This is a genomic window from Pseudomonas sp. C8002, from assembly GCF_013385765.1.
GTDB lineage: Bacteria > Pseudomonadota > Gammaproteobacteria > Pseudomonadales > Pseudomonadaceae > Aquipseudomonas.
Genome location: NZ_JACAPJ010000005.1, coordinates 460,007 through 472,096 on the forward strand (window position 1 = coordinate 460,007; position 12,090 = coordinate 472,096).

The following is a 12,090-nucleotide window of genomic DNA, read 5'->3' on the forward strand; positions in this document are numbered from 1 at the left end:
CCATAAGGGTTTTACAGGCGCAGCAGGGTTTTCCAGGCGCGATTCTGATACACCGCAATCGCCTGATGCATCCGCGCATCCAGCGACTCATCGGTGATCGGCTGGTTGGCCAGGTGCGCCAGCTTGTTCAGCTCGCCATACAAACGGTCCAGCTCGGCGATATCCAGCACCTGGCGTGCATGGTGCAGCCAGGCCAGGATGCGTTCGATACGCGGCAGTTGCTCGGCCAGGTCTTCCGGCTGTTGCTGGTAGCGCGGCAGTTGCAGGGCAACGGCGTCATCGGCCAGCAGGCGCGGCAGCCAGTTGGCCAGCTGTGCAGCGCCCTGGCGATTGCCACGCACGTTGCGATCCGCGGCCCAGGTGCGGGCCAGCAGCCAGCGGGAAGTGGTCAGGGAGAACAAACCCCAGCGCACGTCTTCCAGTTCTTCGGCGAACTGCTCCGGCGCGGCCTTGCGGATGTCTTCATCGTCGTCACCGGCCTGGACCAGCGGACGCCAGTCTTCCAGCAAGGCGTCCAGTGCGGCGCGCAATTCGCTGGTGGACTGACGCGGTGCGGCCTGGCCGAGGCTGCCGAGCAGGGCCCGCAGTTCGCCGAGGTTTTCCACCCAGTCCTGCAGCAGGCGCCAGTGGCCGTTGAAGCGGTATTGTTCGGCCAGGCGCTGGCTGCTGCCCAACAGATGCCACATGACGGCAGCAAATGCGTCGTCCAGCGGCATTTCGGCGTGCAGCAGCGGTGCCGGCAGGCTCAGGGAGTAGCTGTTGGCGTCGAACAGGCGATAGCCACGCTCGGCCTTGCTGATATCGCACGGCATCAGCGCCAGGGTCGCGGCCAGTTCAGCGGCCAGCTCCAGCAGGGCGGCCGGGTCGCCTTCGCGCAGTTCCAGTTCCAGCTCGCAGATTTCTTCTTTCTGCTTGCCGGCAACCACGTGGCCCAGGTCCAGGGCGGCTTCGATCACCACCTTGGCCTTGCCGCGGCCCCAGGCGATTTCAGCGCGTTCGCGGACGAAATCGGTGGTGAAGATCGGCTTGAGGGTCTTTTTGTCCAGCTCGGCCAGTTGCTCGGGCCAGCATTCGCCGTCGAGTTTCTTCACGTCGAGCTTGGCTTTGGCCAGGTCCCAGTTGTACTCATTGCGTTCCGACAAGCCGGCGACGCTCTGGCCACGGGTCTTGAGGGTCTGGATCACTTCGTCGCCGTCTTTGCGCAGGCGCAGGGCCACTTTGGCCTGGGCCAGGTCGCGTTCCGGGGTGTCGAAGTACTGGTTCATCAACTCACGGCGTTCCCAGCCACTTTTGTTGCGTTTTTTCAGTAACGGGTGCTCACGCAGCGCGGCGAGGGTTTCGCGGCTGACACGGAGCTTGATTTCGGTTTCTTTCTGCATGGCCGGAAAATCCAGGATCGGGAGCGCAGCCGGGGAAAAGAGTGGCTGCCAAGGTCGTGCAGTGTACAGGACTGAGCCCGGCAACGTGCCGCAACGGTTTATTGTGTCACTCAGATAGCTCTATGATGGGGTTCGTCCGGGAAGTTGAGAGACAGCGCATGCCTTTACCGTCCATGAAAGAACAATTCGCCGCGCTGATTGCCGCGCCTTCGGTCAGTTGTACCCAGGCCTCTCTCGACCAATCCAACCGCCCGGTCATCGATTTGCTCGCCACCTGGCTTGCAGACCTGGGCTTTGCCTGCGACATCCAGCAGGTCAGCCCCGGTAAATTCAACCTGCTAGCCAGTTTCGGCACCGGCCCTGGCGGCCTGGTGCTGGCGGGCCACAGTGACACCGTGCCGTACGACGGCGCCCTATGGCAGACCGATCCGCTCAAGCTGACGGAAGTCGACGGCCGCTGGGTAGGACTGGGCAGCTGTGACATGAAGGGCTTTTTCGCCCTGGTGATCGAAGCCGTCCAGCCGTTGCTCGACCAGCCTTTCAAGCAGCCGCTGCTGATTCTTGCTACCTGCGATGAAGAAAGCTCCATGGCCGGTGCTCGTGCACTGGCCGAGGCGGGTCGTCCCTTGGGCCGTGCGGCGGTGATCGGTGAACCCACCGGCCTCAAACCCATCCGCTTGCACAAGGGCGTAATGATGGAGCGCATCGATATCCTCGGGCGCAGCGGCCATTCGTCGGACCCAAGCCTGGGCCACAGCGCCCTCGAAGCCATGCACGACGCCATTGGCGAACTGCGTGGCCTGCGCCTGGCCTGGCAGCGCGAATACCGCAATCCGCAGTTCAGCGTGCCGCAGCCGACCATGAACTTCGGCTGCATCCACGGTGGCGACAACCCCAACCGCATCTGCGGCCAATGCTCCCTGGAATTCGACCTGCGGCCCCTGCCGGGCATGGATCCCCAGGTGCTGCGCGCTGCCATCCGGCAGAAGCTTGAACCCTTGGCCGAGCGCCATCAGGTGAAGATCGACTATGCGCCGCTGTTCCCCGAAGTGCCGCCGTTCGAGCAGGCCGAGGATGCAGAGTTGGTGCGGGTAGCTGAACGACTTACCGGTCATCGCGCCGAAGCAGTGGCGTTCGGCACCGAAGCGCCTTATCTTCAGCGCCTTGGTTGCGAGACCCTGGTGCTTGGCCCTGGCGATATCGCCTGCGCCCACCAGCCAGGCGAGTACCTTGAAATGTCACGCTTGACGCCTACAGTGCGTCTATTGCGTGAACTGATTCAACATTACTGCCTGACACCTGCATAAATTAACCCCTGCCCATCCGTACATAGAAGGAGAGCGAGCGTGTCGCCAAGCCTGTTCCGACGATAACCAACAGCCCGCTGTGCGTTTTTGCGATTCATCCTTTTTTGGCTGCTTTTTATTACAGGCCCAGGTTTTTATGCCCGAATACGTCAATTGGCTTCGTCACGCTTCGCCTTACATCAATGCCCACCGGGATTGCACTTTTGTCGTCATGCTGCCGGGCGATGGTGTAGAGCACCCGAACTTCGGCAATATCGTCCACGACCTGGTGCTGCTCCACAGCCTGGGCGTGCGACTGGTGCTGGTCCACGGTTCGCGCCCGCAAATTGAAACCCGCCTCGCCGCCCGCGGCCTGACCCCGGCTTACCACGAAGGCTTGCGCATCACCGATGCCGCAACCCTGGAGTGCGTGATCGATGCGGTCGGCCATCTGCGCATTGCTATCGAAGCGCGCTTGTCGATGGACATGGCCTCTTCGCCGATGCAGGGCTCGCGCCTGCGGGTGGCCAGCGGCAACCTGGTGACGGCGCGCCCGATCGGTGTACTTGAAGGCGTCGACTATCACCACACCGGCGAAGTGCGCCGGGTCGACCGCAAGGGCATCAACCGCCTGCTGGACGAGCGCTCCATCGTGCTGCTGTCGCCGCTGGGCTACTCGCCTACCGGCGAAATCTTCAACCTCGCCTGTGAAGACGTCGCCACCCGCGCGGCCATCGACCTGGGCGCGGACAAGTTGCTGCTGTTCGGTGCCGATCTCGGTCTGATCGACGAGCACGGCCGCCTGGTGCGTGAGTTGCGGCCGCAACAGGTGCCTGCGCACCTGCAACGCTTGGGCAGCAACTACCAGGCTGAGCTGCTGGACGCGGCGGCTGAAGCTTGCCGTGGCGGCGTAGGCCGCAGCCACATTGTCAGTTATGCCGAAGATGGTGCTTTGCTGACCGAGCTGTTCACCCGGGACGGCGGCGGTACGCTGGTGGCCCAGGAACAGTTCGAACTGGTGCGCGAAGCGGCGATTGAAGACGTCGGCGGGTTGCTGGACCTGATCAGCCCGCTGGAAGAGCAGGGGATTCTGGTGCGTCGTTCCCGGGAAGTGCTGGAGCGGGAAATCGAGCAGTTCAGCGTGGTGGAACGTGAAGGCATGATCATCGCCTGTGCGGCGCTGTATCAGATCGCCGACTCCGACGCAGGGGAGCTGGCGTGCCTGGCCGTGAACCCGGAATACCGCCATGGCGGTCGCGGTGACGAACTGCTGGAGCGCATCGAGACCCGTGCCCGGGCCCAGGGTTTGAAGACACTGTTCGTGCTGACGACCCGTACCGCCCACTGGTTCCGCGAGCGTGGTTTTGTGCCGAGCACGGTGGATCGCCTGCCGTCGGCGCGGGCGTCGTTATACAACTATCAGCGTAATTCGAAGATTTTCGAAAAGGCGTTGTAAGCCTGAAGGGGCGAGGGGGCAATCCTCTCGCCTGTCACTTTGGCGAGTCGTGCTCCTCGGCGGACGCATCGGCCCTGAACACAGGGTTTGCCAATTTATACATATAACTGACATCAAAGTGACATTATCACCGGGTACGGTGAGGTGGATTGCTGGGACGGCAGAAAAGTTTCATCGATACAAAAACTGTAACAAATTGACGGAATGATGTGCGTTTGGCCATGATGGCGTCGCGTTTTTGATCGTGAGTGACGTATGACCCCGTTTGGTCAACACAAAACGATCTAAAAAAGCGCAAAGACATACTCTTTCGGAAAACGCTTATGGAGCGGCATCGCCTGTCGGCTTGACCGTCCCATGGAAAGCGTTATTCCTGAATGGTATGAAAAAGGACGAAACAATTCTTTTTGGGTGTATGAAAAACTCATTACCCTGCAAGGACCAAATTAACTGCGGTTAGACGAAAGTAGTAGACACACAAGGTTACGATTGACTTGTCAGTCACTATCCGGTGCTAATCGCGCATCTGTGGATCGAGGGCGTCAGACCCGAGACCTAAGAAATACAAAAATTAGAAATGAGAGGAGCGGTACATGAAGAAGTCAACATTGGCGTTGGCCGTAGCTTTGGGGGCAATCGCCCAACAAGCAGGCGCCGCTGGTTTTATCGATGACAGCAAGATCACGCTGGGCGTACGTAACTTTTACATCAACACCGACAACCGCGATCTGAAGCCATCGGCTACCTCGAACACCCGCAGCAAAAACGCTGAATGGGGTCAGGGTTTCGACCTGCGTTTCATCTCGGGTTTTACCCAAGGTACTGTGGGCTTCGGTCTTGACGCCATCGGCCTGTACGGCGTGCGTCTGGATTCCAGCCGCGCTGATCACGGTAACTACACTGGTACTGCTTCCGGCGGCACCGTGTTCCCAAGTGATGGCAACAAGGCCGTTCACGATTTCGCCAGCCTGGGCGTGACCGGTAAGGTCAAGATCTCCCAAACCGTGCTGAAGATCGGTACCTTGCAGCCGAACAACCCGGTGATCAAGACCAACGACGGTCGTCTGTTGCCACAAACCTTCCAGGGCGGCGAGATCTCTTCGAACGAGTTCAAGGACCTGACCCTGACTGCTGGTCAGATCGAGCACTCCAAAGGCCGTAACTCCAGCAACAATGAAGGTCTGTCCCTGGCCGGTGCCAACGGCAGCTCGAACTACGACGCTGGTAACTTCGTCAACAAGTTCTACTACGCCGGTGCTGACTACAAAATCAACAAAGACCTGACCGCTTCGTACTACTTCGGCGAGCTGAAGGATTTCTACTCTCAGAACTTCCTGGGCCTGGTCCACAACTGGGCGATCGGTCCTGGCGTCCTGAAAAGTGACCTGCGCTACTACCGCAGCCGTGACAACGGTGCCAACGGTGATACTGCCGGTTACTACACCTCCGGCTACTACTCGGATCATCCGACCAACGCCACCAAGGTCAAAGGTAAGGTCGACAACGACCTGTACAGCTACCTGGCGCTGTACTCGGTTGCCGGTCACACCTTCGGTGCTGGCTACCAGTACACCAAGGGCGACAGCGACTTCCCTTGGCTGAACCAAGGTGACGGCTCGTCGAACAGCACCATCACCGACATGCAAATCCAGAAGTTTGCCCGTGCTGGCGAACGTACCTGGCAAGCTCGCTACGCCTATGACTTCGCCAAGATCGGCGTACCTGGCCTGACTGCCGGTGTGGTTTACCTCAAAGGTAGCAACATCGACACCACCGTCGGCGAGCGTAACGAGTGGGAACGCGACCTGACCCTGGCTTACGTTGTTCCAGAAGGTCCGCTGAAAAACCTGGGCGTTGCCTGGAAAAACGCGATGTGGCGTACCGACCTGGCGAACACCCGTTCCCAGGACGAAAACCGCGTAATCCTCAGCTACACCTACGCGTTCAAGTAAGAGCGTAAAACCTTGCCCGGCGCAATGCCGGGCAGGGTGCTTTACTTTTCAAGCCGGGCTCAACCCCCGCAAGCCCGTCCTGAACCCCTCTTTGTACAGCGTCTCAAGGCCTTCTCGAACCTTGAAGCGGATGTTGATCCACGCCCGTTGCCAAGTCCAATGAACAGATTTTTAATATTCCTTTATCGTCTAGATAAATCGATATTTATTCTTTTTAAATAATCCGCGACACAGGCACAGTGGGCTCCATAAGCACTCATCAGGAGCCACACCATGAGCCTCAGACTGGGCGACATCGCCCCCGACTTTGAACAGGATTCCAGCGCCGGCAAGATTCGCTTCCACGAGTGGCTGGGCGATAGCTGGGGCGTGCTGTTTTCCCACCCGGCGGACTTCACCCCGGTGTGCACCACCGAGCTGGGTTTCACCGCCAAGCTCAAGGATGAATTCGCCAAGCGAGGCGTCAAGGCCATTGCGCTGTCGGTGGACCCGGTGGACTCCCACCACAAGTGGATCGAAGACATCAACGAAACCCAGAACACCATCGTCAACTTCCCGATCCTGGCCGACGCTGACCGCAAGGTCTCCGACCTGTACGACCTGATCCACCCGAATGCCAGTGACACCCTTACCGTGCGTTCGCTGTTCGTGATTGATCCGAACAAAAAGATTCGCCTGACCATCACCTACCCGGCCAGCACCGGTCGCAACTTCCACGAAATCCTGCGGGTAATCGACTCGCTGCAACTGACCGACAACCACAAAGTCGCGACCCCGGCCAACTGGCAGGACGGTGACGAAGTGGTGATAGTCCCGTCGCTCAAGGACGAGGAAGAGATCAAGAAACGCTTTCCGAAGGGTTACCGGGCGGTGAAGCCGTACCTGCGGCTCACCCCTCAACCGAATCGCTGACACACAACCACATGTGGGAGCGGGCTTGCTCGCGAATGCGCACTGTCAGTTGATGCATCTTTGAATGACACACCGCTTTCGCGAGCAAGCCCGCTCCCACACTTGCGCGCATTTCAAGTCTCACATAGCAGGGGTTTTAAGGCCGTTTCGACGGCCTTTTTTTATGCCTGAGATTTAGTCGGCAGCATATGCATTTAAAGAATAAACAAATGAAAAAATAAGATTTATAGATATATAAATTGGCTGATATGGTCTGTCCCATCTTGGCGCCATCGCCACATAGCGAACCGCCGACACTTTCCAAAGGAATTTCCTACATGCTGGTCGTAACACTTGGTGGTAGCCCCAGCCAACGTTCCCGGTCCGGGGTCTTGCTGGATCACACCCGCAACTGGTTGCAGCAACAAGGCGTGGAAGTGGTGAGTTATCAGGTACGGGACTTCCCGGCCGAAGACTTGCTGCACGCGCGGTTCGATAGCCCGAAAATCATCGACCTGTTGCAGCAAGTGGCGAACGCCGATGGCCTGGTGATCGCCACGCCGGTGTACAAGGCTTCGTTTTCCGGCGCGCTGAAAACCATCCTCGACCTGCTGCCTGAACGCGCCCTGGCCCACAAAATAGTGTTGCCGATGGCCACCGGCGGCAGCATCGCCCACATGCTCGCGGTGGACTACGCGCTGAAGCCGGTGCTGTCGGCATTGAAAGCCCAGGAATTGCTCCACGGGATTTTCGCCGAAGACAGCCAGATCGCCTACGGCGAAGGCAGCGCCCAGGCGCAACTGGTGCCGGTGCTGGAACAACGCTTGAGCGAGGCTTTGGAGACGTTCTACAGCGCCATGGCCCGCCGCCCGAAACCCCTTGACCCCAATGTGTTGAATGAACGTTTGTTGAGTGCTCGCTGGAGCATTTAAGCCTTACCCAGCTTTACCTGAATTCGACAAGTACTACTCACCTTACTCAGCCGCCAACGGCCAAGCAGGTGCAGCCAACCCCCTAATCGTATATTTGGAGAGAGCGCCATGCGCACTGTCATCTTGCGTCGTGGTCTGGTCGCACTGTTTGCTGCGGCTGTGTCCTTCGGCGCCATCGTTCAAGCCCAGGCCGCCGAAACCTTGCGGATCGGCTATCAGAAATACGGCACCCTGGTGCTGCTCAAGGCCAAGGGCTCGCTGGAAAAGCGCCTGGCCGAGCAGGGCGTGCAAGTGCAGTGGACTGAGTTTCCCGGCGGCCCGCAGCTGCTGGAAGGATTGAACGTAGGCTCCATCGACTTCGGCGTGACGGGTGAAACCCCGCCAGTGTTCGCCCAGGCTGCCGGTGCCGATCTGCTCTACGTCGCCTATGAACCGCCGGCGCCTACCAGCGAAGCGATCCTGGTGCCGAAAGACTCGCCGATCAAATCGGTGCAAGACCTCAAGGGCAAGAAAGTTGTCCTCAATAAAGGCTCCAACGTGCATTACCTGCTGGTACGTGCCCTGGAAGATGCCGGCCTGAAATACACCGACGTGCAGACCGTGTTCCTGCCGCCCGCCGATGCCCGCGCCGCGTTCGAGCGCGGCAGCGTCGATGCCTGGGTGATCTGGGACCCGTACCAGGCAGCCGCCGAGAAGCAACTGCAAGCCCGCACCCTGCGTGACGGCACCGGCATTGCCGACAACCATCAGTTCTACCTGGCCACCAAGCCGTACGCCGAAAAACACCCTGAAGTGATCAAGACGCTGGTGGAAGAAGTCCGCGCCGTGGGCGAATGGTCCAAGGCCAACCCGGAACAAGTCACCGAACAAGTTGCTCCGCTGCTGGGCCTGCCGGCCGACATCACCCTGACCTCGGTAAAACGCCAGGGCTACGGTGCGCAGTTCCTGACGCCTGAAGTGATCGCGGCGCAGCAGAAAATCGCCGACAGCTTCTACCAACTCAAATTGATCCCCAAACCCTTGAGCATCAAGGACGTGATCTGGACACCACCTGCCGCCGTTGCCAAAGCGCCGTAATCCGACTTCTTCAGGAGACAACTCCATGAGCCTCAATATTTTCTGGTTTCTGCCTACCCACGGCGACGGCCATTACCTTGGCACCGCCGAAGGCGCTCGCGCCGTAGACCACGGTTATCTGCAGCAAGTGGCCCAGGCGGCCGACCGCCTTGGCTTCGGCGGGGTACTGATCCCCACCGGCCGCTCCTGCGAGGATTCGTGGCTGGTGGCGGCGTCGCTGATCCCGGTGACCCAACGCTTGAAATTCCTTGTCGCGCTGCGCCCCGGGATCATTTCCCCGACGGTGGCTGCGCGTCAGGCCGCGACCCTGGATCGTCTGTCCGGCGGCCGCGCGTTGTTCAACCTGGTGACCGGTGGAGACCCGGATGAATTGGCCGGCGACGGTTTGTTCCTGAGCCATGAAGAGCGTTACCAGGCGTCGGTGGAGTTCACCCGCATCTGGCGCCGCGTACTGGAAGGCGAGACCGTCGATTACGACGGCCAGCACATCAGCGTCAAAGGCGCCAAGTTGCTCTATCCGCCGATCCAGCAACCGCGCCCGCCGCTGTATTTCGGTGGCTCCTCCGAAGCGGCCCAGGACCTGGCAGCCGAACAAGTGGAAATGGTCCTGACCTGGGGCGAGCCACCGGCCGCGGTGGCGGAAAAGATTGCACAGGTTCGCGCCAAGGCCGCCAAGCTCGGGCGTACCCTGCGCTTCGGCATTCGCCTGCATGTGATCGTGCGTGAAACCAACGCCGAAGCCTGGCAGGCCGCCGACAAACTGATCTCCCATGTGGACGATGAAACCATCGCCCGCGCCCAGGCGTCGTTGTCGCGCTTTGATTCCGTAGGCCAGCAACGCATGGCCGCCTTGCACGGCGGCAGTCGCGACAACCTGGAAGTCAGCCCCAACCTGTGGGCGGGCGTAGGCCTGGTACGCGGTGGCGCCGGCACGGCACTCGTGGGCGATGGCCCGACCGTGGCCGCGCGGGTGAAGGAATACGCGGACCTCGGTATCGACACCTTTATCTTCTCCGGGTACCCACATCTGGAAGAGTCGTATCGCGTGGCTGAGCTGCTATTCCCGCACCTGGACATCGAGCGTCCCGAGCTGCCGAAAGGCGCCGGGTACGTCAGCCCGTTCGGCGAAATGGTCGCCAACGACATTCTTCCCAAAGCTGCGTCCCAGAGCTGAGGCGCCGCCATGAACCTTGAAAAGTTAAGTCATCGATTGGCGCCCTGGGCGCTGCCGATCCTGTTGCTGGCGGTATGGCAGCTGTCCGTCTCGGCCGGCTGGTTGTCGACGCGCATTCTGCCGGCACCCAGCGCGGTGATCGAAGCGGGTGTCAGCCTGGTGCGCAGCGGCGAAATCTGGACCCACCTGGCCATCAGCGGCTGGCGTGCGGGCCTGGGCTTTGTGATCGGCGGCAGCATCGGCCTGACCCTGGGTTTTATTACCGGCCTGTCGACCTGGGGTGAACGCCTGCTGGACAGCTCGGTGCAGATGATCCGCAACGTGCCGCACCTGGCGCTGATCCCGCTGGTGATCCTGTGGTTCGGCATCGACGAGACGGCGAAGATATTCCTGGTCGCCCTAGGCACGCTGTTCCCGATCTATCTCAATACTTACCACGGCATCCGCAACGTCGACCCGGCGCTGGTGGAAATGGCCCGCAGTTATGGCCTGTCCGGTTTCAGCCTGTTTCGCCAAGTGATTTTGCCGGGCGCCTTGCCTTCGATTCTGGTGGGCGTGCGCTTCGCGCTGGGCTTTATGTGGCTGACGTTGATCGTCGCGGAAACCATCTCCGCCAGTTCCGGTATCGGCTACCTGGCGATGAACGCCCGGGAATTCCTGCAGACCGACGTGGTGGTTCTGGCGATCGTGCTTTACGCGGTCCTCGGCAAGCTGGCAGACCTGGCGGCGCGAGGCCTGGAGCGAGTCTGGCTGCGCTGGCACCCGGCTTATCAAGTGAATAAAGGAGGTGCGGCATGACCGCTCAACAACCTCCACGCCTGCTGCGGGGCATTCCCCTGGCAGTGCGCAAGTTGCGCAAGGCTTTCGGTTCGCGGGAAGTGCTGAAGGAAATCGACCTGCATATTCCTGCCGGTCAATTCGTGGCGGTCGTGGGCCGCAGTGGCTGCGGCAAAAGTACCTTGCTGCGCCTGCTGGCCGGGCTGGACAAAGCCAGCGGTGGCGAACTGCTCGCCGGCTCCGCGCCGCTGAGCGAAGCGATTGAAGACACGCGGTTGATGTTCCAGGAAGCGCGCCTGCTGCCGTGGAAAAAGATCATCGACAACGTGGGCCTTGGCCTCAAGGGCAACTGGCGCCCGCAGGCACTGGAAGCGCTGGAAGCGGTCGGCCTGGCCGAGCGCGCCAATGAGTGGCCGGCGGCGTTGTCCGGTGGCCAGAAGCAGCGCGTGGCCCTGGCCCGCGCCCTGATCCACCAACCGCGCCTGTTGCTGCTGGACGAACCGCTGGGGGCGCTGGATGCCCTGACCCGGATCGAGATGCAGCAACTGATCGAGAACCTCTGGCAGAAGCACGGCTTCACCGTGTTGCTGGTGACCCACGACGTCAGCGAAGCCGTGGCCATTGCCGACCGGGTGATTTTGATCGAAGACGGCGAAATCGGCCTCGACCTGCACGTGGAACTCCCACGTCCGCGGGTACGTGGCTCCCACCGCCTGGCGGCGCTGGAAACCGAAGTGCTTAACCGTGTGTTGTCGCTGCCCGGCACCCCGCCGGAACCCGAACCTGTTTCACCGCTGCCTACGCAATTGCGTTGGGCTCAATAACTCACTTGTCTTACACAGGAAGAACGACCATGACTATCAAAGCCATCAACGTGCGTAACCAGTTCAAAGGCACCATCAAGGAAATCGTCGAAGGCGACGTGCTGTCGGAAATCGACGTACAGACCGCGTCCGGTATCGTCACTTCCGTGATCACCACCCGCTCGGTGAAAGAGCTGGAACTGGTGATCGGCAGTGAAGTGATTGCCTTCGTGAAATCCACCGAGGTGTCGATCGCCAAGTTGTGATCAATGGTTCGCACAAACCCCGAAGGTGAAAGCCTGTCGGGGTTTTTGTCGTTCTCAAGATTGCTTTCGCGAGCAAGCCCGCTCCCACATTTGACCG

11 protein-coding genes are annotated in these 12,090 nt (G+C 60.3%); 10 read left to right on the forward strand and 1 reads right to left on the reverse strand.

Annotation, left to right across the window (positions count from 1 at the left end):
* Nucleotides 1-11 precede the first annotated feature (11 nt).
* Nucleotides 12-1,379 (reverse strand): inorganic triphosphatase, encoded by a 1,368-nt coding sequence (locus HX814_RS08770; protein ID WP_008438903.1) that lies wholly within the window; start codon nt 1,377-1,379, stop codon nt 12-14.
* Nucleotides 1,380-1,537: 158 nt separating this feature from the next.
* Between HX814_RS08770 and argE the strand changes: the two genes are divergently transcribed.
* The 10 genes from argE (at nt 1,538) to HX814_RS08820 (ending at nt 11,993) form a co-directional block, all read left to right on the forward strand.
* On the forward strand, nt 1,538-2,686 hold the full coding sequence (gene argE, locus HX814_RS08775) for an acetylornithine deacetylase (protein ID WP_003213916.1): 1,149 nt from the start codon (nt 1,538-1,540) through the stop codon (nt 2,684-2,686).
* A 136-nt stretch (nt 2,687-2,822) separates the two neighbouring features.
* A complete protein-coding gene (argA, locus tag HX814_RS08780; RefSeq protein WP_010167865.1) occupies nt 2,823-4,121 on the forward strand; it encodes an amino-acid N-acetyltransferase in 1,299 nt (432 codons plus the stop codon).
* A 593-nt stretch (nt 4,122-4,714) separates the two neighbouring features.
* Entirely contained in the window at nt 4,715-6,073 is a 1,359-nt protein-coding gene (locus HX814_RS08785) for an OprD family porin (protein ID WP_003213912.1), read from the forward strand.
* A gap of 273 nt (nt 6,074-6,346) precedes the next feature.
* Entirely contained in the window at nt 6,347-6,985 is a 639-nt protein-coding gene (locus HX814_RS08790) for a peroxiredoxin (protein WP_003213910.1), read from the forward strand.
* A gap of 317 nt (nt 6,986-7,302) precedes the next feature.
* Nucleotides 7,303-7,896, forward strand: a complete 594-nt coding sequence (gene ssuE / locus HX814_RS08795; RefSeq protein ID WP_177009078.1) for an NADPH-dependent FMN reductase — start codon at nt 7,303-7,305, stop codon at nt 7,894-7,896.
* A gap of 108 nt (nt 7,897-8,004) precedes the next feature.
* Complete coding sequence (locus tag HX814_RS08800; protein ID WP_003213907.1) at nt 8,005-8,973, forward strand: sulfonate ABC transporter substrate-binding protein; 969 nt, start codon at nt 8,005-8,007, stop codon at nt 8,971-8,973.
* Between the two features lie 25 nt (nt 8,974-8,998).
* Nucleotides 8,999-10,147: an FMNH2-dependent alkanesulfonate monooxygenase gene (gene ssuD, locus HX814_RS08805; RefSeq protein WP_003213905.1), complete on the forward strand. Its 1,149-nt coding sequence runs from the start codon at nt 8,999-9,001 to the stop codon at nt 10,145-10,147.
* Between the two features lie 9 nt (nt 10,148-10,156).
* Nucleotides 10,157-10,945 (forward strand): aliphatic sulfonate ABC transporter permease SsuC, encoded by a 789-nt coding sequence (gene ssuC / locus HX814_RS08810; RefSeq protein WP_008438905.1) that lies wholly within the window; start codon nt 10,157-10,159, stop codon nt 10,943-10,945.
* Complete coding sequence (gene ssuB / locus HX814_RS08815) at nt 10,942-11,748, forward strand: aliphatic sulfonates ABC transporter ATP-binding protein (RefSeq protein WP_003213901.1); 807 nt, start codon at nt 10,942-10,944, stop codon at nt 11,746-11,748. The genes ssuC and ssuB overlap by 4 nt, the downstream gene beginning before the upstream one ends.
* 29 nt (nt 11,749-11,777) lie before the next feature.
* Nucleotides 11,778-11,993 carry a molybdopterin-binding protein gene (locus HX814_RS08820; RefSeq protein ID WP_003213899.1) on the forward strand — a complete coding sequence of 72 codons (216 nt, stop codon included), beginning with the start codon at nt 11,778-11,780 and terminating at the stop codon, nt 11,991-11,993.
* Nucleotides 11,994-12,090 lie beyond the last annotated feature (97 nt).

Excerpts from the sequence above, each read along its gene's own strand:
- HX814_RS08770 (WP_008438903.1), bottom strand. The coding sequence starts at position 1,379 with ATGCAGAAAGAAACCGAAATCAAGCTCCGTGTCAGCCGCGAAACCCTC.
- argE (WP_003213916.1), top strand. The coding sequence starts at position 1,538 with ATGCCTTTACCGTCCATGAAAGAACAATTCGCCGCGCTGATTGCCGCG.
- argA (WP_010167865.1), top strand. The coding sequence starts at position 2,823 with ATGCCCGAATACGTCAATTGGCTTCGTCACGCTTCGCCTTACATCAAT.
- HX814_RS08785 (WP_003213912.1), top strand. The coding sequence starts at position 4,715 with ATGAAGAAGTCAACATTGGCGTTGGCCGTAGCTTTGGGGGCAATCGCC.
- HX814_RS08790 (WP_003213910.1), top strand. The coding sequence starts at position 6,347 with ATGAGCCTCAGACTGGGCGACATCGCCCCCGACTTTGAACAGGATTCC.
- ssuE (WP_177009078.1), top strand. The coding sequence starts at position 7,303 with ATGCTGGTCGTAACACTTGGTGGTAGCCCCAGCCAACGTTCCCGGTCC.
- HX814_RS08800 (WP_003213907.1), top strand. The coding sequence starts at position 8,005 with ATGCGCACTGTCATCTTGCGTCGTGGTCTGGTCGCACTGTTTGCTGCG.
- ssuD (WP_003213905.1), top strand. The coding sequence starts at position 8,999 with ATGAGCCTCAATATTTTCTGGTTTCTGCCTACCCACGGCGACGGCCAT.
- ssuC (WP_008438905.1), top strand. The coding sequence starts at position 10,157 with ATGAACCTTGAAAAGTTAAGTCATCGATTGGCGCCCTGGGCGCTGCCG.
- ssuB (WP_003213901.1), top strand. The coding sequence starts at position 10,942 with ATGACCGCTCAACAACCTCCACGCCTGCTGCGGGGCATTCCCCTGGCA.
- HX814_RS08820 (WP_003213899.1), top strand. The coding sequence starts at position 11,778 with ATGACTATCAAAGCCATCAACGTGCGTAACCAGTTCAAAGGCACCATC.